The sequence below is a fragment of the Chlorobaculum sp. 24CR genome (genome assembly GCF_004118635.1).
In the GTDB taxonomy this organism is placed as follows: Bacteria; Bacteroidota; Chlorobiia; order Chlorobiales; family Chlorobiaceae; genus Chlorobaculum.
Map to the genome: position 1 here is coordinate 26,523 of NZ_SDGU01000009.1, position 22,782 is coordinate 49,304.

At 57.7% G+C, this 22,782-nt stretch carries 25 protein-coding genes and 1 tRNA gene; 11 read left to right on the forward strand and 15 right to left on the reverse strand.

All coding sequences use genetic code 11. The annotated features are described in order from the left end of the window. Nucleotides 1-19: 19 nt before the first annotated feature. Complete coding sequence (locus EST62_RS01810; protein WP_129050398.1) at nucleotides 20-2,416, reverse strand: endonuclease MutS2; 2,397 nt, start codon at nucleotides 2,414-2,416, stop codon at nucleotides 20-22. Nucleotides 2,417-2,718: 302 nt separating this feature from the next. Here EST62_RS01810 and EST62_RS01815 point away from each other — a divergent pair, with 302 nt between their 5' ends. The 4 genes from EST62_RS01815 (at nucleotide 2,719) to EST62_RS01830 (ending at nucleotide 4,371) form a co-directional block, all read left to right on the forward strand. Next, nucleotides 2,719-2,928, forward strand: coding sequence for a type II toxin-antitoxin system HicB family antitoxin (locus EST62_RS01815; RefSeq protein WP_129050399.1), 210 nt, complete (start codon nucleotides 2,719-2,721; stop codon nucleotides 2,926-2,928). A 4-nt stretch (nucleotides 2,929-2,932) separates the two neighbouring features. Beyond that, nucleotides 2,933-3,160 carry a type II toxin-antitoxin system HicA family toxin gene (locus EST62_RS13940; RefSeq protein WP_129050400.1) on the forward strand — a complete coding sequence of 76 codons (228 nt, stop codon included), beginning with the start codon at nucleotides 2,933-2,935 and terminating at the stop codon, nucleotides 3,158-3,160. Nucleotides 3,161-3,433: 273 nt separating this feature from the next. Then, nucleotides 3,434-3,901 (forward strand): hypothetical protein, encoded by a 468-nt coding sequence (locus tag EST62_RS01825; RefSeq protein WP_167599116.1) that lies wholly within the window; start codon nucleotides 3,434-3,436, stop codon nucleotides 3,899-3,901. A gap of 170 nt (nucleotides 3,902-4,071) precedes the next feature. Then, nucleotides 4,072-4,371: a hypothetical protein gene (locus EST62_RS01830; protein WP_129050402.1), complete on the forward strand. Its 300-nt coding sequence runs from the start codon at nucleotides 4,072-4,074 to the stop codon at nucleotides 4,369-4,371. A 152-nt stretch (nucleotides 4,372-4,523) separates the two neighbouring features. Here the strand turns inward: EST62_RS01830 and EST62_RS01835 are convergent, their stop codons facing one another. The 6 genes from EST62_RS01835 to purH all read right to left on the reverse strand — a co-directional run bounded on the left by EST62_RS01835 (nucleotide 4,524) and on the right by purH (nucleotide 7,330). After that, the gene (locus tag EST62_RS01835) at nucleotides 4,524-4,709 is read right to left on the reverse strand and encodes a hypothetical protein (RefSeq protein WP_245153395.1); all 186 of its coding nucleotides are present in this window, start codon (nucleotides 4,707-4,709) and stop codon (nucleotides 4,524-4,526) included. A 13-nt stretch (nucleotides 4,710-4,722) separates the two neighbouring features. Next, complete coding sequence (locus tag EST62_RS13350; protein ID WP_167599117.1) at nucleotides 4,723-4,881, reverse strand: hypothetical protein; 159 nt, start codon at nucleotides 4,879-4,881, stop codon at nucleotides 4,723-4,725. 20 nt (nucleotides 4,882-4,901) lie between these two features. Further along, nucleotides 4,902-5,063 (reverse strand): hypothetical protein, encoded by a 162-nt coding sequence (locus EST62_RS13355; protein ID WP_167599118.1) that lies wholly within the window; start codon nucleotides 5,061-5,063, stop codon nucleotides 4,902-4,904. 4 nt (nucleotides 5,064-5,067) lie between these two features. Beyond that, complete coding sequence (locus EST62_RS01840) at nucleotides 5,068-5,292, reverse strand: DUF86 domain-containing protein (protein ID WP_129050403.1); 225 nt, start codon at nucleotides 5,290-5,292, stop codon at nucleotides 5,068-5,070. Continuing rightward, a complete protein-coding gene (locus tag EST62_RS01845; RefSeq protein ID WP_209019399.1) occupies nucleotides 5,282-5,593 on the reverse strand; it encodes a nucleotidyltransferase family protein in 312 nt (103 codons plus the stop codon). Before EST62_RS01845 ends, EST62_RS01840 begins: the two co-directional genes overlap by 11 nt. A 165-nt stretch (nucleotides 5,594-5,758) precedes the next feature. Next, nucleotides 5,759-7,330 (reverse strand): bifunctional phosphoribosylaminoimidazolecarboxamide formyltransferase/IMP cyclohydrolase, encoded by a 1,572-nt coding sequence (purH, locus tag EST62_RS01850; protein ID WP_129050405.1) that lies wholly within the window; start codon nucleotides 7,328-7,330, stop codon nucleotides 5,759-5,761. Between the two features lie 156 nt (nucleotides 7,331-7,486). Here purH and purN point away from each other — a divergent pair, with 156 nt between their 5' ends. The 4 genes from purN to nfo all read left to right on the forward strand — a co-directional run bounded on the left by purN (nucleotide 7,487) and on the right by nfo (nucleotide 10,642). Then, the gene (gene purN / locus EST62_RS01855; protein ID WP_129050406.1) at nucleotides 7,487-8,086 is read left to right on the forward strand and encodes a phosphoribosylglycinamide formyltransferase; all 600 of its coding nucleotides are present in this window, start codon (nucleotides 7,487-7,489) and stop codon (nucleotides 8,084-8,086) included. Continuing rightward, complete coding sequence (locus tag EST62_RS01860; protein ID WP_129050407.1) at nucleotides 8,083-8,745, forward strand: radical SAM protein; 663 nt, start codon at nucleotides 8,083-8,085, stop codon at nucleotides 8,743-8,745. The genes purN and EST62_RS01860 overlap by 4 nt, the downstream gene beginning before the upstream one ends. Continuing rightward, the gene (locus EST62_RS01865) at nucleotides 8,746-9,732 is read left to right on the forward strand and encodes a glycosyltransferase family 2 protein (RefSeq protein WP_129050408.1); all 987 of its coding nucleotides are present in this window, start codon (nucleotides 8,746-8,748) and stop codon (nucleotides 9,730-9,732) included. It abuts the gene before it with no gap. A gap of 64 nt (nucleotides 9,733-9,796) precedes the next feature. Then, the gene (gene nfo, locus EST62_RS01870) at nucleotides 9,797-10,642 is read left to right on the forward strand and encodes a deoxyribonuclease IV (RefSeq protein ID WP_129050409.1); all 846 of its coding nucleotides are present in this window, start codon (nucleotides 9,797-9,799) and stop codon (nucleotides 10,640-10,642) included. Nucleotides 10,643-10,683: 41 nt separating this feature from the next. On the opposite strand, the gene EST62_RS01875 is transcribed toward nfo, so the two are convergent. Beyond that, complete coding sequence (locus tag EST62_RS01875) at nucleotides 10,684-11,556, reverse strand: ABC transporter permease (RefSeq protein WP_167599119.1); 873 nt, start codon at nucleotides 11,554-11,556, stop codon at nucleotides 10,684-10,686. Nucleotides 11,557-11,656: 100 nt separating this feature from the next. Between EST62_RS01875 and EST62_RS01880 the strand changes: the two genes are divergently transcribed. Beyond that, nucleotides 11,657-11,729 (forward strand) — tRNA-Ala (locus EST62_RS01880). Between the two features lie 72 nt (nucleotides 11,730-11,801). Here the strand turns inward: EST62_RS01880 and EST62_RS01885 are convergent. Then, on the reverse strand, nucleotides 11,802-12,329 hold the full coding sequence (locus tag EST62_RS01885) for a hypothetical protein (protein ID WP_129050410.1): 528 nt from the start codon (nucleotides 12,327-12,329) through the stop codon (nucleotides 11,802-11,804). A 15-nt stretch (nucleotides 12,330-12,344) separates the two neighbouring features. Between EST62_RS01885 and EST62_RS13360 the strand changes: the two genes are divergently transcribed. Together EST62_RS13360 and purF are read left to right on the forward strand one after the other, a co-directional pair. Continuing rightward, the gene (locus EST62_RS13360) at nucleotides 12,345-12,512 is read left to right on the forward strand and encodes a hypothetical protein (RefSeq protein ID WP_167599120.1); all 168 of its coding nucleotides are present in this window, start codon (nucleotides 12,345-12,347) and stop codon (nucleotides 12,510-12,512) included. A 74-nt stretch (nucleotides 12,513-12,586) separates the two neighbouring features. Then, a complete protein-coding gene (gene purF, locus EST62_RS01890) occupies nucleotides 12,587-14,080 on the forward strand; it encodes an amidophosphoribosyltransferase (RefSeq protein ID WP_129050411.1) in 1,494 nt (497 codons plus the stop codon). 228 nt (nucleotides 14,081-14,308) lie between these two features. On the opposite strand, the gene EST62_RS01895 is transcribed toward purF, so the two are convergent. The 6 genes from EST62_RS01895 to rfbB all read right to left on the reverse strand — a co-directional run bounded on the left by EST62_RS01895 (nucleotide 14,309) and on the right by rfbB (nucleotide 22,695). Continuing rightward, nucleotides 14,309-15,478, reverse strand: coding sequence for a nucleotide sugar dehydrogenase (locus EST62_RS01895; RefSeq protein ID WP_129050412.1), 1,170 nt, complete (start codon nucleotides 15,476-15,478; stop codon nucleotides 14,309-14,311). Between the two features lie 324 nt (nucleotides 15,479-15,802). Then, nucleotides 15,803-16,237 carry a TraR/DksA C4-type zinc finger protein gene (locus tag EST62_RS01900; protein WP_167599121.1) on the reverse strand — a complete coding sequence of 145 codons (435 nt, stop codon included), beginning with the start codon at nucleotides 16,235-16,237 and terminating at the stop codon, nucleotides 15,803-15,805. A 74-nt stretch (nucleotides 16,238-16,311) separates the two neighbouring features. Beyond that, a complete protein-coding gene (gene ileS, locus EST62_RS01905) occupies nucleotides 16,312-19,563 on the reverse strand; it encodes an isoleucine--tRNA ligase (RefSeq protein ID WP_129050507.1) in 3,252 nt (1,083 codons plus the stop codon). Between the two features lie 187 nt (nucleotides 19,564-19,750). Continuing rightward, nucleotides 19,751-19,969, reverse strand: coding sequence for a hypothetical protein (locus EST62_RS01910; RefSeq protein WP_129050414.1), 219 nt, complete (start codon nucleotides 19,967-19,969; stop codon nucleotides 19,751-19,753). Between the two features lie 216 nt (nucleotides 19,970-20,185). Beyond that, nucleotides 20,186-21,595, reverse strand: a complete 1,410-nt coding sequence (locus EST62_RS01915; protein ID WP_129050415.1) for a mannose-1-phosphate guanylyltransferase/mannose-6-phosphate isomerase — start codon at nucleotides 21,593-21,595, stop codon at nucleotides 20,186-20,188. Between the two features lie 50 nt (nucleotides 21,596-21,645). Further along, entirely contained in the window at nucleotides 21,646-22,695 is a 1,050-nt protein-coding gene (rfbB, locus tag EST62_RS01920) for a dTDP-glucose 4,6-dehydratase (RefSeq protein ID WP_129050416.1), read from the reverse strand. Between the last annotated feature and the right edge of the window lie 87 nt (nucleotides 22,696-22,782).

The window sequence follows — 22,782 nt, forward strand, 5'->3', positions numbered from 1 at the left end:
AACTTTTGCAAGCGCCGCCTCAGCGCAGCTCCACCACCGTCACGCCCGCGCCGCCTTCCGACAATTCGCCGAGGCGGAAGCATTTCACTCGCGGATGCTGCTTGAGAAATTCCGCCGTGCGCAACCGGAGCGCACCGGAGCCTTTGCCGTGCACGATCGTGCCCGACGGCATCCGGTGCACCGCCAGCGCGTCGATGAAGCGCCCGATCTCGGCAATCGCCTCGTCGCCAGTCAGACCGCGCAGATCGAGCCGCGTCGATTCGAGCGGCGTCGATTGCACCGACCAGCTCTTGCCCGCCGCTGCGCCCGTCGTGACATCCTTTTGGAGCTTCCTGGCTCCGGCGCGGGAAATCTTTTCGAGACCGCGCAACGCCGTGGTAAGCCGGAAATTGCCGCACTGCACCACCGCCGAGTCGCCCTGAATCGACTCCACCTCGCCGGTGGTGTTGGTGTCGCCGATGCGCACCGTGTCGCCGGGGCGGATGCTCAGGTCGGCCTGCGGGGCGACCTCGCGTTCGACGGCTTCCTCCTTCGACGCGGCCTCCTGCTTCATCGCGGCCAGCTTCGTGCGCGCCTTGTGCAGCGCCGCCTCGTCGCCGGGATGCGCTTTCACCTCGCGCACCAGTTCGCGAATCTCCTTGCGCGCCTGTTCGAGCTGGCGGTCGAGGTCGCGCAGGCCGCGGCTTTTCAGCTCCTGCATCTTTTTGCGAAGCTCGGCCCGCTGCAAGGTGAGCGTCGAACGAATCAATTCGGCTTCGAGCCGCTCGCGCCTCAGCTCCGTCTCCAGCTCGCGGTTCCGCGCCGCAGATTGCCGGAAGTCATCGATCATCTCCTCAAGCCCGGTGTGGCCGGTCGTAAGGAAGCCCGAGGCGCGGCTGACGATTTCGTCGGAAAAGCCCATGCGCCGCATCATCGCGAAGGCGAAGCTGTTGCCCGGCACCCCTTTGAGGAAGCGGAAGGTCGGCGCGAGGCCGTGCCGGTCGAACTCCATCGCGCCGTTGACGACGCCGTCGCGCCGGTGGGCGTAGAGCTTCAGCTCGCCAAGGTGCGTCGTCACGATGGTTTTGACGCCGCGCGCGAGCAGCTCCTCGATCACCGCGCGGGCGATGGCGCTCCCCTCCTCGACGTCGGTGCCGGAGCACAGCTCGTCGATAAGCACGAGGCTGTCGGGCGCGGCGTGGTCGAGAATGTCGCGGATCGCCGAGAGGTGCGAGCTGAAGGTCGAAAGATCGTTCTCGATCGACTGCTCGTCGCCGATTTCGATGAAGAGGCCATTGAAGAGCGGAAAGACCGAACTCTCGCTGCACGGCGCGAGATAGCCGTGGCGCAACATGCAGACGAGCAGCCCGGCGGTCTTCATCGCCACCGACTTGCCCCCCGCGTTCGGCCCCGAAATGACCAGCACGTGCTCCTCCTCGCCAAGCTCCATGTCGAGCGGAAAGACCTTCTCCTTCGAGAAGCCGTGCGAAATGAAGAGCCACGGATGGTAGCCCTTGACAATCTTCAGCCGCCGCCCCGCCGAGATTTGCGGCAGCGTGGAGGCGGTCTCGACCGAGAGCCGCGCACGGGCATAGAGCGAGTCGAAGGCGGCCATGATTCCCTCGTTGTGGCGCACGTTTTCCAGCTCCTGGCGCACCTGCGCGGAGAGCGCCTTGAGGATGCGCTCGATCTCGCGCCGTTCGGCAATTTCAAGCTCCTGAATCCGGTTGCTGATTTCGAGCGTTTCGGCGGGTTCGATGAAGACGGTCTGGCCGGTCTGCGAGTAGTCCTGGATGTAGCCGTGCAGCCGGTGCTTGTTCTCGACCCTGAACGCCAGCGCCTGCCGTCCGTTTTTGAGCGCCACGGTCTCCTCCATCAGCCACCCCTCGGCCTGGCAGCGCCGCAGGATGCGCTCCATCTTGCGCCGCAGTCCGTCGCGAGCCTCGCCGAGGCTTTTGCGAATTTCGTACAGAGCGTCGCTGGCCGTATCGCGCACCACGGCCCGCTCGTCGATGGCCTGCGAAATGGCGAACTGGATGCTCTTTTCGAGCCAGAGCCGGATGGTGAATTCGTTCAGCTCCGCAAAGCGCTCGCGGCTGGCGAACATGAACTTGCGCAGTTGCGCCGCGCTTTGCAGCAGGTAAAAAATATCGAGCAGCTCGGCGGCGTCGAGCCAACTGTCGAGCACTTCGAGCTTGTCGAGCAGATAGCGAGTATCGGGCAGACGCGAAAACGGCAGCGGCTGCCCTTCGAGCAGAAAATCCTTCAGTTCGAGCACCCGCACAAGCTCCCGCTCGCACTCCTCGGGAAGCCCCATCTCCATGACGAGATCGCTGCCCATCGCCGAGATGCAAAACCCCGCCGCATGACGAGCCACCTTGTCAAACTCAAGCTTTCTGAGCAGGGAGAGTGATTCTGCTGCTGTCGTTTCGTCCATATTCACCATAACACTGTTTCACTTCGTTCACGCTTACCGCCGCCAAGATAAAAGATAATCCCGAAAAAGGGTGACGGCGAAGGATTTTGTTGGGAAGGTGATGTCTGGGAGCGCCGAGCGCCTGCTCGGCTTCTTCTCTCTTCTCATTAGCAAGCTTCAGCTTTTTTCGGACGAAACACCACATTTCATGGAAGGAACTATTACTTTGCGATACCGGTATCGCAGCTTTAGAGCATTGTCCGGCTGCGAATCGAGGGTGACGATGCAAAAACCATGTTCATGTATCACGAGGGAGTACGAGTATGAAAAGCTACACGGCTGTTATTGAGCGTTGTCCTGACACAGGACTCTATGTCGGCTTTATCCCCGGATTTCCGGGAGCGCATTCACAGGCGGAAAGTCTCGATGAATTAAATCAGAATCTTCGGGAAGTACTAGAAATGCTGCTCGAAGACGGCGAGCCACCGCTGGAATCAGAATTCATCGGCACCCAAAACGTCATCGTGGCGTAACAAGATGGGACAATTGCCTGTTCTCAAACCCCGTGAGGTTGTCGCACTGCTTGAGACGCTTGGATTTGTCGAAGTTCGGCAACGCGGCTCGCACAAGCAGTTTCGCCACCCGGATGGCCGGTGTACCACGGTTCCATTTCATGCGGGTCGCGACATATCGCCGATCCTGCTTCGCCAAATCGCTAAAGATATAGGTTTAACGGTTGAGGAGCTGCTTAACCCCAAAGCCTGAAATCTATGTTCACCATAACACGGTTTCACTTCGTTCACACGACCGCCGCCGAGATCAGAGATAATCTCGAAAAAGGGTGAGGGCGAAGGATTTTGTTTGGGGATGGATGGAGGGGTCGGATGGTTTTGGCGATCAAAAAAATCTGAGATTTGTGGTGTCTGATTGAAAGAAGCCTATGGGGATTATCTGATAAAATATTACCTTGGTTTATAGTAAAAAATCCGCGTCTTATGCGGATCAATTTATTTCATTTTATGCATAATAGGGGAAGAAATGTCTGATTCAAAATTTGATATCTACGAAGGAAACTATCTAATTGGGTTCGGTAGGCCGACAGTCATCGTGAGCGCAAATCAAGTCGGAAACACAACACTCTATAGCGAGTATTTTGTATTCATTGAAGGAGAAAATAACTTATTCTGGGGTGGGCAAATTTCAATCGAAACAAATGGCACTTCCGAACATCTAATGAAACCAGAAGATGAGGCATTGCTTCAAGCGGAGGCATCTATTTCGTTGGAGCAAGCGAAACTTTTCGAGAAAAAAAACATTGAACTGTGGGTACGAGATCAAGTCATTTTGAATAAAAAAGAAAACATTATTATTGGAAGGCTATGGATGTCTGGAAAGTTTACAGATCAACTTAGGCGCGTAAAAGAAAAATCAAAATGTGAACCGCTTAAAGCTTATATTTCGCTTCTTGATAACACGAAATTTTATCAATATAGTGAATTCGAATAATCGCATTACAAGGTATATTTACTCGGGCGGAAAATGCGCTGTACTCTTCGTTTCTCGCTATGCAGCTTTCGGCAACCGGTGATTTGCTGCGCTCGGCGTTGAGAAAAAAAGTATTTTATCAACTTGCTTTCCGGGTATCCCCTTATAAATAGGTTAAAAAGAGAAATACTATGTCAAACGCAATAACAAACTTTAAAACGTGGTTTGATTCCATTGGAGACCTTGAGTACGACGATGTCCACTCATTACACGTCGCAGTTTCCGACGAATCCTCTTGCGGAATCTTCGATGTCAGCAAAAAGAACAACAGTATTTTCATTTCGCTTCCGACATGCGATGAAATACTTAGAATAGCGAGCCCTGATGCGAAAAAATATTTCCTTTCCGCACTTATGCAACGCTTCTGTGAAGGCAATATGAGCATAGAACTGTGGTATATGGAAAAAAAAGAATTGGCGAAGAAGGACTAAGCACTTAACAATCGAGTGATCCTTTTATCAAGCCGTTGCTTCAAAAAAGGCTACTTGATAAAAGGATCACTTGGAAAGTTATTATTTGCACAAATGATCGCGGCGAAAAAAAATCAAACTCTTAACACTTCGCAGCATTTGCTCATCCAAGATCATCTCTTTCTCCCCAACTTCCTCATAAACAGCGCCACATCCGCCTTTTCAACTTCACTTCTCGCCACACCGTAAACCATTTCGACGAGATCGTCTTCCGGCGCTTTGAAATCGTAGCCGTTCAACGCGAGAAAAACGATGGCCGACACTGCGCCATGGGAACGCCATGCTCCAGCTTGGCACATGAAGCCGAAGGCTTCACATCTTGATCGACGTCACGAACCGGAAGCGGTTCCCCTCCTGGCTTTCGACCCGGATCGGGTTCTCCACCACCCGGATGCACCACTCCTTTTTAAGATATGGCCTCTTTCGTAAAACCTCATGCTCAAAATATGGCGTGTACTTGTATCTCGTCATCTTCAGCACTCTCGTATTTTTCAATGTACGCAATCAACGATATTTTCATCAACAAGCGAGGCATCAATCCACTCTTGCTCCTCTTCACTCAAAGCCTGTCCTGTTCCATCACCTTTCTCATACTGTTCTTTCCAACTTTCTCTTGGAGCTTTTATTGGAGCAATAAATAATCTTTCATCCATAGATTTACTCCCCCTCTCCTGAAGAAACCCACTGGTCAACAACATCAATCATACCGGGTAAATCCTCATGAACTGTGTTCCAAACTTGTTCGAGATCAATGCCGAAATAGTCATGAACAAGTCGATGACGCATTCCAACAATTTCTCGCCAAGGCAATACGGAATGCTCCAGACTAAATTCCTCTGACAGTTTCGAGGTGGCTTCACCAACCACCCGATCACGCCGCATAGATCACCTCCGCGCTATCCAGAATCAATTTGCGCCTCAGTTCATTTCGGCTGTGTTCCACGGCATTGCGGGTAACCAGATCGACTGGCCGACCGAGAATTTCAGATAATTCGTCCTGCATCCGCACCAGATCGAACAACCCGTGCCCCGCGTCTGGCGCGAACCGAACCAGCACGTCAACATCGCTTTGCGGCGTGAAGTCGTCGCGCAACACGGAGCCGAACAGAGCCAATTCCGTGATTTTCCAACGGTGGCAGAATTGCTCCATTGTTTCTTGGGGAATGTCGATCCTGGCGCTCATCACCCTTCTCCATTACAATTGATCCTGAAACATCAAAAAAAATAACGAAAAAGAGTCGGGACTCCCTCACCAAAACCAAAAAAGGACAGCAAGGACATCAGGGACAATAATGTGATAAATTGTCCCTTTTGTCTCTGCTGTCCTTTAAGTCCTTTTATTCTACCGTCAGTGCTTGAAGTGGCGCATTCCGGTGAAGACCATCGCCAGGTTGTTGGCGTCGGCGGCTTCGATGACTTCGTTGTCGCGGATCGAGCCTCCCGGCTGAATCACCGCAGTCACTCCGGCTTCGGCGGCGGCGAGCAGGCCGTCGGCGAAGGGGAAGAAGGCGTCCGAGGCGACGACCGAACCCTTCAGATCAAGGCCGACTTCCGAGGCTTTCCAGCGGGCGATCTTCGAGGAATCGACGCGCGACATCTGGCCTGCGCCGACGCCGAAAGTCTGGCGGTTCTTGACATAGAGAATCGTGTTGGACTTGATGTGCCGGCAAATCTTCCAGGCGAACATCAGGTCGGCCAGCTCCTCCCCGGTCGGCTGGCGTTTGGTGACCACCTTCAGCTCTTCGGGCGTGACCATCTTGCTGTCGCGCTCCTGCACCAGCATTCCGAACGGCGTGGACTTGAACTCCCAGCCAGCTTTCGGCAGCGCCTTTTTCTGGAGCACCAGGCGGCGATCCTTCTTCTTCATGAGCAGGTCGAGCACCCCCTCCTCGAAGGCCGGAGCAATGAGGATTTCGGTGAAAATTTCGTTAACCGCTTTGGCCGTCTCCATGTCGAGCGGGCGGTTGAAGGCGATGATGCCGCCAAACGGGGCCTGCGTATCGGTCGAGAAGGCTTTGCGCCAGGCCTCGCAGAGCGTCGGGGCCTGCGCGACGCCGCACGGGTTGGTGTGCTTGACGATCACCACCGACGGCTCCTCGCCACGGAACTCCTCGATGATGCCCGCCGCGGCGGCGATGTCGAGCATATTGTTGTACGACAACTCTTTACCGTGCAGCTTCTCGAAAATCGCGCCAAACGAGCGCACACCGTTGCCGTCGTCCATCTTGTAAAGTCCGGCGCTCTGGTGCGGATTCTCGCCGTAGCGCATCCCCAGCTCCTTTTCGAGCCGAACGGTCATCGTGTCGCCAGCGGATTCGATTCCGGCAGCTTTGGCCATGTAGGCCGCGATGGCCGTGTCGTAGCGCGAGGTGAGCGCATAGACTTTGGCCGCGAGCTTCAGGCGGGTCGCCCGCGTGGTCGCGCCGCCGTTCGCGCGCATTTCGTCAAGCACGGTGGCGTAGTCGGCGGCATCGGTGATCACCGTGACCGACTCGTTGTTCTTGGCTGCGCTGCGCAGCATCGACGGGCCGCCAATGTCGATATTCTCGATCGCCTCCTCGAAGCTCACGTCCGCCCTGGCAATCGTCGCCTCGAAGGGGTAGAGGTTCACCGCCACCAGGTCGATGAATTCGATGCCGTTCTCCCGCGCCGCCTGCTGGTGCCCAGGGTTCTCGCGCACGGCAAGCAGACCGCCGTGGATTTTCGGATGAAGCGTCTTGACCCTGCCGTCCATGATCTCCGGAAAACCGGTGATGTTCGAGATGGATTGCGCAGCGACACCGGCCTGTTGAAGCGATTTCAGCGTACCGCCGGTGGAGAAGATTTCGACACCCATCGACGCCAGTTCACGGCAGAAATCGACGATGCCGGTTTTGTCGGAAACGGAGACGAGCGCCCGTTTGATGACAGGATCAGGCATGAGCAAAGAGTTGAATTTTCGTAACGAAGCTTTTCGGGAAGCGTGAATTTACAAAAATCCGCGAGATAAATTTCCGCCCCCGGTTTCCGGCTTGAAAAACGTTGAGCGCAGGTGCATATTAGAGGAACTTCACGAAATCCTTTGTACGCGATCTGTATGAGTGACAACAAAAAACGACTGGCGGTCTTCTGTTCGGGAACGGGCTCGAACTTCAGGGCGCTGTTCCACGCCATCATCGAGCGCGAGCTGCCCGCCGAAATCGTGCTGTGTCTGTCGAACCGCTCGCAGTGCGGCGCGGTGGATTTCGCCAGAGAGTACGGCATCGAAACAATGCTCCTCTCCGAAAAGCAGTTCAAGACGCAAGGCGATTTCGCCCGCGCGATGCTTCGTGCGCTCCGGGAGCACCGGATCGACCTGATCCTCTTGGCCGGTTACTTGCGCAAGATTCCGGACGAAGTGATCGCCGCCTACCCGGACAAGATCGTGAACATCCATCCCTCGCTGCTCCCGCAGTTCGGCGGCCACGGCATGTACGGAATGCGCGTGCACGAAGCGGTGATCGCGTCTGGCGAGAACCGGAGCGGCGCGACGGTGCACTTCGTCAACGAGGAGTACGACAAGGGGCGCATCATCATGCAGAACCACGTGCCGGTGCTGGCGGGCGACACGCCCGAAACGCTGGCCGAGCGGGTGCTGCGCTGCGAACACCGCCTCTACTCCGACGCGCTCGAAAAACTGCTCACCGGAGAGTCATGAGCACGGAAACGACCCTCCGCGTCAGCGAGATTTTCCATTCGATCCAGGGCGAGTCGTCGCGGGTTGGCTGGCCGTGCGCCTTCGTGCGCCTTGCCGGATGCGGCCACGGTTGCCGCTACTGCGACACGGCCTACGCCGAGGAGGCGGGCACGGCGATGACGGTCGAACAGATCGTGCGCCGCGTGCTCGCGTTCGACGCGCCGTGCGTCGAAGTGACCGGCGGCGAGCCGCTGCTCCAGCCCGGCGCGTTCGAGCTGCTCGCCGAACTCTGCGACCGGCATCCGGTGGTGCTGCTCGAAACCGGCGGCTTTCTGCCGGTCGAGCGCGTCGATCCGCGCGTTCACGCGATCATCGACATCAAAGCGCCGTCGTCGGGAGTCGCGGCAGAGAATTGCGCCACGAACTTCGCCCTCGCCCTCGACACGCCGGAACGCTTCGAGTTCAAGATCGTCGTGGCCTCGCGCGAGGATTACGAGTGGGCGAAATCGTACATCGCCGGGCACGGCCTTCCCGGCAAGTGCTCGATCATCTTCGGCCCGGTCTTCGGCCATCTCGAACCGCGCCTGCTCGCCGAGTGGATTCTGCGCGACCGGCTCCCCGTGCGGATGCAGCTCCAGTTTCACAAGTACATCTGGCAACCCGACGCGCGAGGGGTGTAAGTGACCAGCCTCTCCGTCATCGTGCCGCTCTACAACGAGCGGGAATCGCTGCCAGAGTTCTGCGACAGCCTGTTCGCGGCGCTGGCAAGTTCGGAGTTGACGCGATGCTTCGACGCGCCGTTCAGCTTCGAGGTGATCATGGTCGATGACGGTTCGACCGATGGCTCCGACTTGCTGATCGGCGAGTTGATGGCCGGGAGACCGGAACTACGCCTCGTCTCGTTCCGCCGAAATTACGGCAAAACCGAGGCGCTCTCGGCGGGTTTCCGCGCGGCGTCGGGCGAAGTGGTGGTGACGATCGACGCCGACATGCAGGACGATCCGACGGAGATCGCGCCGCTCGTGATGAAAATCCGTGAGGGCTTCGACCTCGTGAGCGGATGGAAACAGGAGCGCAACGATCCCGTCAGCAAAACCGTGCCGTCAAAGCTCTTCAACCTGACGACGCGGCTGTTCAGCGGCATTGCGCTGCACGACTTCAACTGCGGCCTGAAAGCTTATCGTCGCGAGCTGGCCTCGTCGCTCGACCTGCACGGCGAGATGCACCGCTACATTCCGGTGCTGGCGCAGTGGAAGGGGTTCCGCGTGACGGAGATTCCCGTCCGGCACCACGCCCGCAAATACGGCGCGAGCAAATACGGCGTAGCGCGATTTTTTGCCGGGCTGTTCGACTTCCTGTCGGTCATGTTCATCACCCGCTACCTGAAACGCCCGATGCACTTTTTCGGCATGATGAGCCTCGGCAGCTTTTTCTTCGGCTTCTGCATCAGCCTCTACGTCACCATCGAAAAGTATATGTTCGACAAACCGGCTGGCAACCGCCCGATTCTGTTCCTCGGTATCCTGCTGATTATCCTCGGTGTGCAGTTCTTCTCGACCGGCCTGGTCGGCGAGCTGCTTTCGACCCGCACGACACGCCAGGGCGGCTGGTCGATCCGCCGGACGGAAAACCTCCCGGACGAAATCATCGACAAACTGAGCGACTGAACTTCCGGCGGCGGATCGCCGTTACGGTATGCTCGATTCACGAAAACCTCCAAACCAGAATAGTATGAAACGGGTCGGCGCCCATGTCAGTATCGCCGGAGGCGTCGAGAACGCCCCGCTGAACGCACAAAAGATCGGCGCGAAAGCGTTCGCCATGTTCACCCGCAACCAGCGTCAGTGGCACTCCGCGCCGCTTACGGCGGCCTCGATCGAGGCGTTCCGGCAAAATTGCGAGGAGGCGGGATTCCTGCCCGGCCATATTCTGCCGCACGACAGCTACCTCATCAACCTCGGCGCTCCCGAAGCCGACAAGCTCGAAAAGTCGCGCAAGGCTTTTGTGACCGAAATGCAACGCTCGGAAGCGCTTGGACTCTCGATGCTGAACTTCCACCCCGGCAGCCACCTCAATCTGACCGGCGAGGACGACTGCCTCCAGACCATCGCCGAGTCGGTGAACCGCTCGCTCGACGCCACGGCGGGCGTGACGGCGGTGATCGAAAACACGGCGGGGCAAGGCAGTAATCTCGGCTGGCGCTTCGAGCATCTGGCGCGAATCATCGAGCTGGTGGAGGACAAATCGCGCGTCGGCGTCTGCCTCGACACCTGCCACCTCTTCGCCAGCGGCTACGATCTGCGCACGTCCGAAGCATTCGACGCGACGCTCGCGGAGTTCGACCGCGTGGTGGGAATTTCGTATTTGCGGGGGATGCATCTGAACGACGCCAAGCAGAAGCTCGGCAGCAAAGTTGACCGGCACGAGTGCCTCGGCAAAGGAATGATCGGCATCGAGGCTTTCGCAAGCATCATGCGCCACCCGGCGCTGGAGGAGATTCCACTGATTCTCGAAACCCCCAACGCCGACGGCTGGGCCGAAGAGATCAAGATGCTCTACAGCCTCGCCAAAGAATAGCCTTCACCCTTTCGTCCCTGAAGTCCTTGAAGTCCTTTTCTTCAGCTCTTCCGCAGGAACCGCGCCACCGACCAGGCGCTGCCGAAAAAGCCGAGCACGATGCCGAGCGCGACAAGCGCCGGATAGATCACGATAGTCGAAGGGTGCAGAATCTGGTAGATCGCCGGTTCGTAGCGCAACAGCGCCTGCTCGAAAATCAGCCAGAGGCCGAGCGCGGCCAGTCCGCCCGACACCAGCCCCTGAATGATTCCCTCGAAGAGGAATGGCGCGCTGATGAACCTGCGGGTCGCGCCGACCAGCCGCATGGTCTTGATCTTGTCGCGGCGGGCGTACATGGCGAGCCGCACGGTGAAGGCGTTCAGAATAATGGTCGCCAGAGCGATCACCCCACCGACTCCGGCGGTGATGAGCGTGAACAGTCGCGCGTTCCGTTCGACGCCTCTCAGATACTCCTTGTTGTAGCGAATGTCGAGTCCTCCGCCGAGCGCCGCAATCTGCTTCTCGATGTGTGCGATGCTGTCCGGAGCAGTGTATCCCTGCTGAACGCTCACCTCGACGGAGCGCGGGAGTGGATTCGTGCCGAGAATGCCCACGACATCCGCCCCGAAATCGCGTTCAAACCTCGACGCGGCCTCGGTGCGCGAAATGAAACGGGTTCCGGCGACCCCGGCAATCGACTGCATCCGTGCGTTGAGCGAATCGGCCTGGAGATCACCGAGGCGGTCATCGAGAAAAACCTCCAACTCCACGCGCGAACGCACCTCGTGAATCAACTGGTAAAAGCTGAACGATACCGTCAGGAACAGCCCGAGCAGCAGCAGTGAAAAGAACCCGGTGGCAATGGTCACGCTTGCGGGAAGCTTGGCCCGGCCAATCCCGGCAAACCCCTCCTTGATGCTGTAAAACAGACTCATAAAATCGATGTGTTTTCGGCTTCTGAAAATTTTATATCGAAGATTCAAAAAAAGCAGTTGCAAATCCAACTTTTTTTTCAGATTATTAGTCCATCACGATGGGGCTATAGCTCAGTTGGTAGAGCATTTGCATGGCATGCAAAGGGTCAGGAGTTCGAGTCTCCTTAGCTCCACGAAAATCTCTCGAAAGAAGCGCAGACCTCCCCCTGCGCTTCTTTCATTTATGGCCCTTCGACTATCCACGATCAGTCGCGATTCGGCTTCCGCCCGACTCCCGAAACGAGAAAAATCATCCCCACCAGCAACGAAGCTCCCAGCCCGGCGGCGATATTCAGTACTCCTGCGACAGCCACCGTCGCCACGTTCAGCCTGACGGACGCACCGGTGACGGGTGCCGCCGCCAGATGGGCGCACGCCGTCAGCACGGTGAACAGAAAGCTGCTCGCAATGCCGCCCGCGAACGAGACGAAATAGCGCTCGCGCTTCCCCTCCCTGACCGCTTTCTGCCGCTCCAACTGCTTCTGCGAACCGGGGTCGAGCCGGTTCTTCACGGCCATCGCCACGAGCGCGATGACGATCAGCACCGGCACATACATGAAATAAACGGTCAGCGGCTCGGAACCGTCGGGCCGGAAACCACCCGCATCGAGCCAGGCTGAAGCCTTGCCGAGCATCCAGGTCGAGGTGAAAAAGAAAACGCTCCCCCAGAGCAGGGTGATGATAATCCAGGTCCATACCGACTGGGGCGCGGACTTTTTTGTTGCAGCGTTCATAAAAGATTGATTTGAATGTTGTTGCGTGTTGTTGCGGTCATCGATTTCCATGCAAACAAACGGCGGCGCTGGTCATTCAATTCCTTCCGGATGAAAACCCTCAAAATCAAGCCCCTCTCCGGAAGCGGGCAGATGCAGCAAAAAAGCGGATACGAACGCTTTTGGCTGTTTGATTGTTTTTAAGTCTCGACTTGATATATTAGCTTCACCTGCCTTTAAGAGGCGAAGATTTTACACAATCTCAAGACTCGATCGATATGTGCGGAGTTTTCGGCGTATTCAATTCAAAAACTCCCGCCGAAGATACCTTTTACGGTCTCTACTCGCTCCAACACAGAGGGCAGGAAGCCGCCGGTATCGTGGTAGCTGAATACAATAAAGCCAAGAAGAAAACGCTGTTCAAACAGCACAAGGGACCGGGCCTGGTCTCGGAAGTGTTCAGAGATGAGCAAATTTTCGAGAACCTGAGCGGCTACGCAGCCATCGGCCACAACCGCTACTCCACCACCGGCGCATCGAAATCCAACAACAACATCCAGCCCTTCTCCCTCACCTATCGCTCCGGCAGCCTCGCCATCGCCCATAACGGAAACCTCACCAATTCGAGAGCACTTCGCAAGGAGCTGACCGAGCAAGGAGTCATTTTCCAGGCATCGTCAGACACCGAAATCATTCCGCATCTGGCGGCCAGAAGCAAGGAAAAGGAGCCGCTCCACCAGATTTACGATGCTTTGCGGCAGGTCGAGGGCGCGTTTTCGATCGTCATTCTGGCCAACAACCAGATGATCGCCGCCCGCGATCCTTACGGCGTTCGCCCGCTGGCTCTCGGCAAGAAGATCGACCCGGCGACCGGCGAGATGGCCTACGTCGTGGCGAGCGAAACCTGCGCGTTCGATATCATCAAGGCCGAATATATCCGCGACATCGCGCCGGGGGAAATCCTCCTGATCGATCACCTCGCCGTGGACAACGAAAAGCCGGTCTCGCTCTACCTGCCGCCCGTGGAGCGCAAGGCTCGCTGCATCTTCGAGTATGTCTATTTCGCCCGCCCCGACAGCTTCATCTTCCGGCATTCGGTGGACAAGGTGCGCCGGAACCTCGGCAAGAATCTCGCGCGGGAATCTACCGTTGAGCGAAAACAGAGCGAAAAGGAGCTGGCGGTCGTCAGCGTACCCGACTCGTCGAATACCGCCGCGCTCGGCTTCGTGCGCGAGAGCAACAAGCTCGGCAAACCGGCCCGCTTCGAGCACGGCCTCATCCGCAACCACTACGTCGGGCGCACCTTTATTCAGCCCGGCATCCAGAGCCGCGAAATCAAGGTTCGCTCCAAATACAACATCGTGCGCGGCGTCATGCAGGATCGTCCGATCATTCTCGTCGATGACTCGATCGTGCGCGGCACGACGGCCAAGATGCTCATCAAACTGGTGCGCGAGGCCAATCCCGCGGAAATCCACCTGCACATCAGCTCGCCGCCGATCACCAACCCCTGCTTTTACGGCATGGACTTTCCGACCAAGCGCCAGCTCCTCACCCACATGCTTGCCGACGCGGAGCACGAGCTGGGCGACATCGAAAAAATCCGGGAGTACATCGGCGTGGACTCGCTCCGCTACCTCTCGATGCAGGGGCTGCTGAACAGCGTACCGGAATTCGACGGCGAAAAGTGCAGCTACTGCACCGCCTGCTTCGGCGGAGACTACCCGATCCCGATCACCGACGTCACGACCGACAAGGAGGAGAACGACTGAAGCGCTCCCGGTCTCGTCAGCAGATACCTGTCAAAGCCATCCCGGCAGTGTTCGGGATGGCTTTTCTGTTTTTGGCTTGAACGGGGAGGAGTCATCAGTGAATGAAAAAAAGCAGCCCTGATCGCCTGTAAGTCAGAACTGCTTTTTTTGTCAGTCACCTCATCGTTCTCCAACACGCTCCCGGCTGCGCGAAAGCCTGACGGTCATCTCCGCTGCCGAAGAGGGCGATCAGGCATCATGGCCAAACAGATCGCGAGTGAATACCTTGCTGGCGACGTCCTCAAGTTCCGCCGTCTTGCGGTTGGCGATAATCACGTCCGACTGCTGCTTGAACGCCTCCAGATCGTTGAGCACCCGCGAGTGGTAAAACACCTCTTCGGTCATCACCGGTTCATAAATGATCACCTCGATGCCCTTGGCCTTGATGCGCTTCATGATGCCCTGAATGCTCGACGCCCGGAAATTGTCCGACCCGGCTTTCATGATGAGCCGATAGACGCCGACCACCTTCGGACTCCGCTTGATGATGCTGTCGGCGATGAAATCCTTGCGGGTCGTATTGGACTCGACGATGGCGTGAATCAGGTTCTGCGGCACCTCACGATAGTTGGCAAGCAACTGCTTGGTGTCTTTCGGCAGGCAGTAACCGCCATAGCCGAACGAGGGGTTGTTGTAGTGCGAGCCGATTCGCGGATCGAGACCCACCCCTTCGATGATGTGGCGCGTATCGAGGCCGTGCGTCGCGGCGTAGGTGTCGAGCTCGTTGAAGTAGGCCACCCGCATCGCGAGATAGGTATTGGAAAAGAGCTTAACCGCCTCGGCCTCCGTGCTGTCGGTGAACAATACCGGAATATCCTGCTTGATCGCCCCTTCGCGCAGAAGATTGGCGAAGCTCTCCGCGCGCCTGGAACGCTCGCCGACGATGATGCGCGACGGATAGAGGTTGTCATGCAGCGCCTTGCCCTCGCGCAGGAACTCCGGCGAAAAGAGCAGATTGTCGCACCCCATCTCCTGGCGGGTCTTGGCCGTATAGCCCACGGGAATGGTGGACTTGATGACCATCACGGCGTCCGGATTGATCGCCATGACATCGCGGATCACCGACTCGACCGTGCGGGTATTGAAATAATTATTCTCGGGATCATAGTCAGTCGGCGTGGCGATCACCACAAAATCCGCACCGGCATAAGCATCCTCTTTATCGAGCGTGGCTCTGAGATTCAGGGATTTGTGGGCCAGAAAATCCTCGATCTCGGTATCGACAATCGGCGACTTGCGGTTGTTGATAAGCTCGACCTTCTCAGGAACAATGTCGAGCGCAACAACTTCATGATGCTGAGCTAAAAGGCAGGCGATAGACAAACCGACGTAACCGGTTCCGGCGATGGCTATTTTCATAAAAAAAGCGGATAAATATTGTGTGTCCCTGGGCATTTCCGTCTTGGCGGCACGGACTCAACGAAGCAGAAAAAACTCACGACAAAACGCATAACCCGTTACGAAACAAGCAGTATGCGAAAAATCACTTCACCAGACCACTCAAGCTCAGCCTTTGAATATAGAAAACGAAAAATAACCGTCAAGATGAGAAAAAGAAATCAGAGAGTGAAACAATCAGGTCAACGCTTTCATCTGGCGAGCCGAGCCAGCAACGCGAAAGGGCCGCCTTTTGTGGCAGCCCTTCTACGCTTGGTCAATGACCCGGAAAGAGAGCCTTCCGCTTTATTTTTTTGCCTGCTTGAACTCGATCCTGACCGAGGTGTGCGGCACGGCTTCAAGGCGCTTCTTGGGAATGGGCTTGCCCGATTTGGTGCAGATGCCGTAGGTTTTGTTGCGAATGCGGTCGAGCGCCTGGTCGATGTAGTGCAGATATTTTTCGTCGCGGGCGATGAACATGAAGCGCTGTTCGCGATCCATGGTTTCGGTGCCGTGATCGGCCATGTGCATCGAGTAGTTCGAGTTGATCGAGTCCTCGACGCTCTCCTCGGAGAGCGAGGAACGGAGAATATCGAGGTCGCGCAGAACCTCATCACGCCGTTTCAGAAGAATCTGCCTGAAGTGTTCGAGTTCGTCGTCGCTCAGGTAGGTTCTGGTCAGTCTCGGCTCCTCCACAGGCTCTGCGGGGCTGACCGGAGCAGGGCTGTTTTTCTTCGACATGCTGGTCATGGTTTAGAGGTTCCAACGGCAACCCAACGGCAAACCGTAAAAAAACGGGGATGTTTATAATACGATCATGATCCGGATTTTTCAAGGGACAACCGGCACAATTCATTGTTCACCTGTTCAGCCTCGCCCGCTTGCGAAGTGTCGAGCGGCAGCAACGTCACCGACGTGGCGAGCGTTTCGTCCATGATGTAGCTCTCGCTCTTCCGGGCCGCCGCCAGCAGCTTGTCGCTGCCCGCCACCGTCAGCGCGATGCGGTCGGTGATCTCCAGGCCGCTCTCCTTGCGGAGGGTCTGGATGCGGCTCACCAGCTCGCGAGCCAGGCCCAGCATCTCCAGCTCCTCGGTGATCTCCGTGTCGAGCGCTACCATGATGCGGTGCTCCTCGTCCGCGGCCACGAGCCACCCTTCGATGTCTTCGTGAACGATGTCAACGTCGGCACGCTCGATTTTGAACATGCGTCCGTCAAGGTCGATCTCGATCTCGCCCTCACGATCGAGCCGCGCGATCTGCTTGTGGCTCATGATCCGGATCTCTTCGGCAAGCAACTTCATCTCCTTACCGAAACGTGGGCCGAGAGTTTTGAAGTTGGGCTTGGCCTTTTTGCTGATGACCGATCCCTCCTCGTCCTCGACATACTCGATCTTCTGGACGTTGACCTCCTCGCGGATGATGTCCGAGACCAGCTCGTAAGCGGCGCGGGAACCGGGTTCGGCGGCGGCGAGCAAAATGCGCCTGAGCGGCTGGCGCACCTTGATGGTGGCCTTCTCGCGCATGGTGCGCACGAGTGACGTGATAATCTGCGCCTTCTTCATCCGCTCTTCCAGCGCCGCGTCGATGCAGGCTTCGTCCGTCACCGGCCAGTCGGCAAGGTGCACCGATTCGGCCTTCGCGTTTCCGCCGACGCTCTTCAGGTCGAGCCAGATTTTTTCGGCGATGAAGGGCGCGAACGGAGCCATCAGCTTCGAGAGCGTTTCGAGCACCGTGGCGAGGGTCTGGTAGGCCGAAAGCTTGTCCGGCCCCATTTCACCTTTCCAGAAGCGTTTGCGCGAGCGGCGGATGTACCAGTTCGACAGGTCGTCAACCGTGAAGTCGCCGATCAGGCGGCTCGCGCCGGTCAGGTCGTAGCTCTCCATGCGGCGCGTCACTTCCGAGACCAGCGTATTAAGGCTGGAGAGCACCCAGCGGTCGAGCTCCGAGCGCTGGGCGAACGGAATGGCGGCCTCTTCGTTGCGGAAGCCATCGACGTTGGCGTAGAGCACGAAGAAGTTGTAGCTGTTGATGAAGGCGCGGAAGAACTTGCGCTGCTCCTCCTCGATTTCGGCAACGTTGAAAAGCTTGGGACGCCACGGCGGACTGGTAATCATCAGGTACCAGCGGATGGCGTCCGCGCCGTACTGCTCCATCGATTCGAACGGATCGACCACGTTGCCCTTCGACTTGGACATCTTCTGCCCCTTTTTGTCGAGGATGTGGCCGTTGACGACCAGGTTCCGGTAGGCCGGGCGGTCGAAGATGAGCGTCGCGATGGCGTGCAGCGTGTAGAACCAGCCGCGCGTCTGGTCAACACCCTCGGCGATGAAATCCGCCGGGAAGGTTTTGTCGAACAGCTCCTTGTTCTCGAACGGGTAGTGAAGCTGGGCGAAGGGCATCGAGCCGCTGTCGAACCAGACGTCGATCAGCTCCGGCGTGCGGTTGAAGCGCTTGCCGTCGCGGATGAACCAGATGCGATCAACGAAGGGCTTGTGCAGGTCGAGTTCGACGAACCCCTTGTCGAGCGCCTCGCCGAGATTCATCGCCTCGCCGTCGATCTCGATGAACCCTTCGCGCAGCTCCGCGACCGAGCCGACCGCGAAGAGCTTGCCGGAGGCGGGGCCGTCGCCGATGGCGAAATCCTCGGCCACCCACACCGGCAGCGGCGTGCCCCAGAAGCGCTCGCGGGAGAGCGCCCAGTCCTTGTTCTCTTCGAGCCAGTTGCCAAAGCGCCCTGCGCCGATCTCCGACGGATTCCAGTTGATGGTCTTGTTCAGCTCCACCATGCGCGGCGCAATGTCGGTGGTTCGGATGTACCACGACTCGCGGGCGTAGTAGATCACCGGCACGTCGTAGCGCCACGAGAAGGGGTAGGTGTGCTGGATCGTCTCGCGGCGGTAGAGCTTGCCCTCCTCCTTGAGGCGCTGCATGATCGGCTTGTCGGCATCCTTGAAGAACATCCCGGCGTAGTCGGGAACCTCGGCGGTGAAGCAGCCGTTGCGCGCCACCGGCTGGAGCATCGGAAGCTGGTAGAGCTTCGAGAGCTCGTAGTCGTCCGCGCCGAACGCCGGAGCGATGTGCACAATGCCGGTGCCGTCGCCGGTCGAGACGAACTCGCCGCAGGCCACGTACCAGCAGCGGCGTTCGGGCGCGAAGTAGTTGAAGAGCGGCTCGTAGTCGCGCCCTTCGAGGTCGCTGCCCTTGCAGCGGTCGATGATTTCCCACGCCGATTCGTCGCCGATCTTCTCGACCAGCACCGACAGGCGCGATTCGGCAAGGATCAGCACCTCGCCACTCTCGCGGTTGCGGACGCGCACGTAGTCGATATCGCGACCGACCGCCAGCGCGACGTTCGAGATGAGCGTCCACGGCGTGGTCGTCCAGACCAGGATGCTTTCGTCCGAATCCTTCAAACGGAATTTGATATAAACGCTCGGATCCTGCACCTCCTTGTAGCCAAGCGCAAGCTCGTGCGAGCTGAGCACGGTCTCGGACTTCGGATCCTGCGGCACGATCTTGTAATCCTTGTAGATGAGGCCTTTGTCGAAAATGGTCTTCAGCGCCCACCAGACCGACTCGATGTAGTTGTTGTCGCAGGTGATGTACGGGCAATCCATATCGACCCAGTAGCCCATGCGCTCGGTGAGCTTACCCCACCCCTCGCGGTTGTCGTCGATGTGGTGATAGACCAGCGAGCGCGCCTCGCGGTTGAACTCGCCGACGCCGTACTCCTCGACATGCGACTTGTTCTTCAGGCCAAGCTTCTTCTCAACCGAGATTTCGACCGGCAGGCCGTGCGTGTCCCAGCCTGCCTTGCGCGGCACCTGGAAGCCCTGCATGGAGTGGTAGCGGCAGACCACATCCTTGATGGTGCGGCTGAACAGGTGGTGCACGCCGGGCTTGCCGTTCACCGTCGGCGGGCCTTCGTAGAAGGAGTAGATGCCCTTGGGCGCATCCTTTTCGAGGCTCTTCCTGAAAATATTCCGTTCGATCCAGAACTCGCGGATACTGGCTTCCATGGCGCTGTACGAAAGGCTGGACGGGTATTCGGGATAGGTGTCGGGCATGGCGTTTGAGAGTGTCAAGCTGGAAATATCGTGAGCGGGAAAAAGGGTGGATGACCCATCTCCGCGAAAAAGTCTGAATATACGAGAATCGGCAGGAAAAGAGAAAGGCAGCCCGATCGTGCTGAATCGGGCTGCCTTCAGATACTGTGCGCAGGAAAATCCCGGCAAGGCTGCCGGCAACAGAGAGTCACTGCTGTTTATTGTCGCCGACCGAGTTGCTGATGCCGTCGAGAATCTGTTTGGCCACGACCGTCATTGAATCGAGCGCCGAGGCGACGACCTTGCTCAGAGGCGTCAGCGCTCCGTCGAGCATCGTGCCCAGACCGACGAGAATGGTCGCGAAATCACCTTTCACGACGTCACCGACCTGCTGTCCCTGGTTGGGATTTCTCATATCTTCAGCCATATGCTACCGGAATTTTTGATTGAAAATCGTCTGTAATGCCGCAAAACCGCAACAGGTCAATGTATCACAATAATCGGTGCTCTCAAAGCGGCAAGGCGAAGCTCTTCTTCCTGCATTCCTCTTGAATTAGACTTATATGACCTATAGGACTTATAAGACCTATAGGTCATATAAGAGAAGAAAGAGTGAAAAGGCAACCAACCTGCCACCAAGCGCTCACAAGCGCCCGTAGTGATCCTCGAATCTCACGATGTCATCCTCGCCGAGATAATCGCCCGACTGCACCTCGATCAGTTCGAGCGGCTGCTGGCATCGATTTTCGAGCCGGTGACGCGCCTCGACCGGAATGTAGATCGACTCGTTCTCCGCAAGCTCCACCTGCCGCTCATCGACCGTGACCACAGCGGCGCCCGTCACCACGACCCAGTGCTCGGCGCGATGATGGTGCATCTGCAACGAGAGGGCCGCGCCTGGCTTGACCGTGATGCGCTTGACCTTGAAACGTTCACCCTCATCGACGGTTTCATACGAACCCCAGGGCCGATAGACCCGCCGGTGAATCAGCGGCTCCTCTCGCTCCTGCAACTTCAGTTGCTCGACAATCGTCTTGACCTCCTGCACCCGGTCTTTCGAGGCAACCAGCACCGCATCGGCGGTTTCGACGATCACGTGATCTTCGAGGCCGACCGCCGCCACCAAGCGGCTGGTGGCGTGGATATAGCTGTTCCGCACCTCATGCGTCAACACGTCGCCCCGCTTGACGTTGCCCTCGGCATCACGATCATGCACGCTCCAGAGCGCCGACCACGCGCCGACATCGTTCCACCCCGCCTGCATCGGCACCACCACTGCATTGGAGGTTTTTTCCATGACCGCGTAGTCGATAGAATCGGAAGGACAGGCCGCAAAGGCTTCGGAATCGAGCCGCAGAAAATCGAGATCGCGCCGGACTTTTTCGACGGCGCTCCGGCAAGCCGTGAGTATCTCCGGAGAGTTCGCTTCCAGTTCGGCGAGATAGACCTCCGGGCGAAACAGGAACATGCCGCTGTTCCAGAAGTAGTCCCCCGACGCAACGTAGCTTTCCGCCCGTTCGCGGGTGGGTTTCTCGACAAATTCGGCGACCGGACGGGCGGCGCCCCCGGAACCGGCAACCGCCCTGATGTACCCGTACCCCGTCTCCGGCCCGTCCGGCACGATGCCGAAAGTCACCAGACTCCCGGACTCGGCCGCCGTCCGTGCCGATTCAATCGATTCGGCAAAGGCTTTCTGGTCGAGAATGACGTGGTCGGCGGGCATGATGAGCATCAGCGAACCTGGATGCTTTTCGGCAAGCATCAGCGCGGCCACCGCGGCGGCTGGAGCTGTATTACGACCAACCGGCTCCAGAATGATCGCCTCTTCGACGACCCCGATCTGCCGGAGCTGCTCGGCCACAAGAAAGCGGTGTTCTTCGTTGCATACGCAGATGACCGGCCCGACACTCTCGATCGATTTGACCCGGAGCGCCGTGTCCTGAAGCATGGTTTTTTCGCCGAACAGCGGCAGGAGCTGCTTCGGATACATCGCCCTCGAAAGCGGCCAGAGCCTCGTTCCAGAGCCACCGGAGAGAATGACAGGCATAATCATAGGTGCAGAGTCGATGAAATGGTTATGGTTTGCGACAACGCCGCAAGGCGTCAGCGCCCGGCGTACATCTTTTCATAATAGTGCTGATAAGCCCCCGAAGTAACCTCGTCGAGCCACGCCTGGTTTTCGAGGTACCAGTCAACCGTCAGTTCCAGCCCCTCCTCAAAAGTGACGGACGGCACCCAGCCAAGTTCGCGTTGCAGCTTCGAGGCGTCGATGGCGTACCGCAAATCGTGGCCCGCGCGGTCGGTCACGTAAGTGATGAGCTTTTCGGATGCGCCCGCCTCGCGGCCAAGCTTGCGATCCATGATGCGGCAGAGCAAACGGATCAGGTCGATGTTGGTCCACTCGTTGTGCCCGCCGATGTTGTAGGTCTCGCCCGCCGTGCCGCGATGGAAAATCTCGTCGATGGCGCGCGCGTGATCGACCACCCAGAGCCAGTCGCGAACGTTCAGCCCCTCGCCATAGACCGGCAGCGGTTTTTCGAGGCGGATGTTGTTGATGAAGAGCGGAATGAGCTTTTCGGGAAACTGGTGCGAGCCGTAGTTGTTCGAGCAGTTGCTGATAACCACCGGCAGGCCGTAGGTGTCGTGGAAAGCGCGGACGAAGTGGTCCGACGACGCCTTCGAGGCCGAGTAGGGGCTGTGGGGATCGTAGGGCGTGGTTTCGGAAAACATCCCCTCCCGGCCAAGCGAACCATAGACCTCGTCGGTCGAGACGTGGTAGAAGCGCTTGCCCTCGAACTTGCCGTCCCAGGTCGCCCGCGCGGCGTTGAGCAGGTTGACCGTGCCTAGCACGTTGGAGACCACGAACTCGACCGGACTTTCGATGGAGCGATCCACATGCGACTCGGCGGCCAGATGAATCACCGCATCGAACGTCTGCTCACGGAACAGATCGAGCAGAAACGCGCCATCGGCAATGTCGCCCTTCACGAACCGGTAGTCTGGATTCGACTCGACATCGCGCAGGTTGGCCAGATTGCCGGCGTAGGTGAGCTTGTCAAGATTGGTGATCGTGTAATCGGGATAACGGTTCAGCAAATGCCTGACCACATGAGAGCCGATAAACCCCGCCCCGCCGGTGATGAGAATGTGCATGAAGAGAATGATGAATTATGAATGCTGAATTATGAATTGGTTCATCGTCTTTTATCCTTCCCAGCCTATAAGTCCTATACGACCTAT

Coding starts and splice junctions, on each gene's coding strand:
- rfbB (WP_129050416.1), bottom strand. CDS start 22,695: ATGCACATTCTCATCACCGGCGGGGCGGGGTTTATCGGCTCTCATGTG.
- EST62_RS01875 (WP_167599119.1), bottom strand. CDS start 11,556: ATGAGTCTGTTTTACAGCATCAAGGAGGGGTTTGCCGGGATTGGCCGG.
- EST62_RS01810 (WP_129050398.1), bottom strand. CDS start 2,416: ATGGACGAAACGACAGCAGCAGAATCACTCTCCCTGCTCAGAAAGCTT.
- EST62_RS01910 (WP_129050414.1), bottom strand. CDS start 19,969: ATGGCTGAAGATATGAGAAATCCCAACCAGGGACAGCAGGTCGGTGAC.
- EST62_RS13940 (WP_129050400.1), top strand. CDS start 2,933: ATGGGACAATTGCCTGTTCTCAAACCCCGTGAGGTTGTCGCACTGCTT.
- EST62_RS01845 (WP_209019399.1), bottom strand. CDS start 5,593: ATGAGCGCCAGGATCGACATTCCCCAAGAAACAATGGAGCAATTCTGC.
- EST62_RS13360 (WP_167599120.1), top strand. CDS start 12,345: ATGTTGTTGCGTGTTGTTGCGGTCATCGATTTCCATGCAAACAAACGG.
- EST62_RS01885 (WP_129050410.1), bottom strand. CDS start 12,329: ATGAACGCTGCAACAAAAAAGTCCGCGCCCCAGTCGGTATGGACCTGG.
- EST62_RS01900 (WP_167599121.1), bottom strand. CDS start 16,237: ATGTCGAAGAAAAACAGCCCTGCTCCGGTCAGCCCCGCAGAGCCTGTG.
- EST62_RS01860 (WP_129050407.1), top strand. CDS start 8,083: ATGAGCACGGAAACGACCCTCCGCGTCAGCGAGATTTTCCATTCGATC.
- EST62_RS13350 (WP_167599117.1), bottom strand. CDS start 4,881: ATGACGAGATACAAGTACACGCCATATTTTGAGCATGAGGTTTTACGA.
- purH (WP_129050405.1), bottom strand. CDS start 7,330: ATGCCTGATCCTGTCATCAAACGGGCGCTCGTCTCCGTTTCCGACAAA.
- purF (WP_129050411.1), top strand. CDS start 12,587: ATGTGCGGAGTTTTCGGCGTATTCAATTCAAAAACTCCCGCCGAAGAT.
- EST62_RS13355 (WP_167599118.1), bottom strand. CDS start 5,063: ATGGATGAAAGATTATTTATTGCTCCAATAAAAGCTCCAAGAGAAAGT.
- EST62_RS01830 (WP_129050402.1), top strand. CDS start 4,072: ATGTCAAACGCAATAACAAACTTTAAAACGTGGTTTGATTCCATTGGA.
- EST62_RS01835 (WP_245153395.1), bottom strand. CDS start 4,709: ATGTGCCAAGCTGGAGCATGGCGTTCCCATGGCGCAGTGTCGGCCATC.
- ileS (WP_129050507.1), bottom strand. CDS start 19,563: ATGCCCGACACCTATCCCGAATACCCGTCCAGCCTTTCGTACAGCGCC.
- EST62_RS01895 (WP_129050412.1), bottom strand. CDS start 15,478: ATGAAAATAGCCATCGCCGGAACCGGTTACGTCGGTTTGTCTATCGCC.
- nfo (WP_129050409.1), top strand. CDS start 9,797: ATGAAACGGGTCGGCGCCCATGTCAGTATCGCCGGAGGCGTCGAGAAC.
- EST62_RS01840 (WP_129050403.1), bottom strand. CDS start 5,292: ATGCGGCGTGATCGGGTGGTTGGTGAAGCCACCTCGAAACTGTCAGAG.
- EST62_RS01815 (WP_129050399.1), top strand. CDS start 2,719: ATGAAAAGCTACACGGCTGTTATTGAGCGTTGTCCTGACACAGGACTC.
- EST62_RS01915 (WP_129050415.1), bottom strand. CDS start 21,595: ATGATTATGCCTGTCATTCTCTCCGGTGGCTCTGGAACGAGGCTCTGG.
- purN (WP_129050406.1), top strand. CDS start 7,487: ATGAGTGACAACAAAAAACGACTGGCGGTCTTCTGTTCGGGAACGGGC.
- EST62_RS01825 (WP_167599116.1), top strand. CDS start 3,434: ATGTCTGATTCAAAATTTGATATCTACGAAGGAAACTATCTAATTGGG.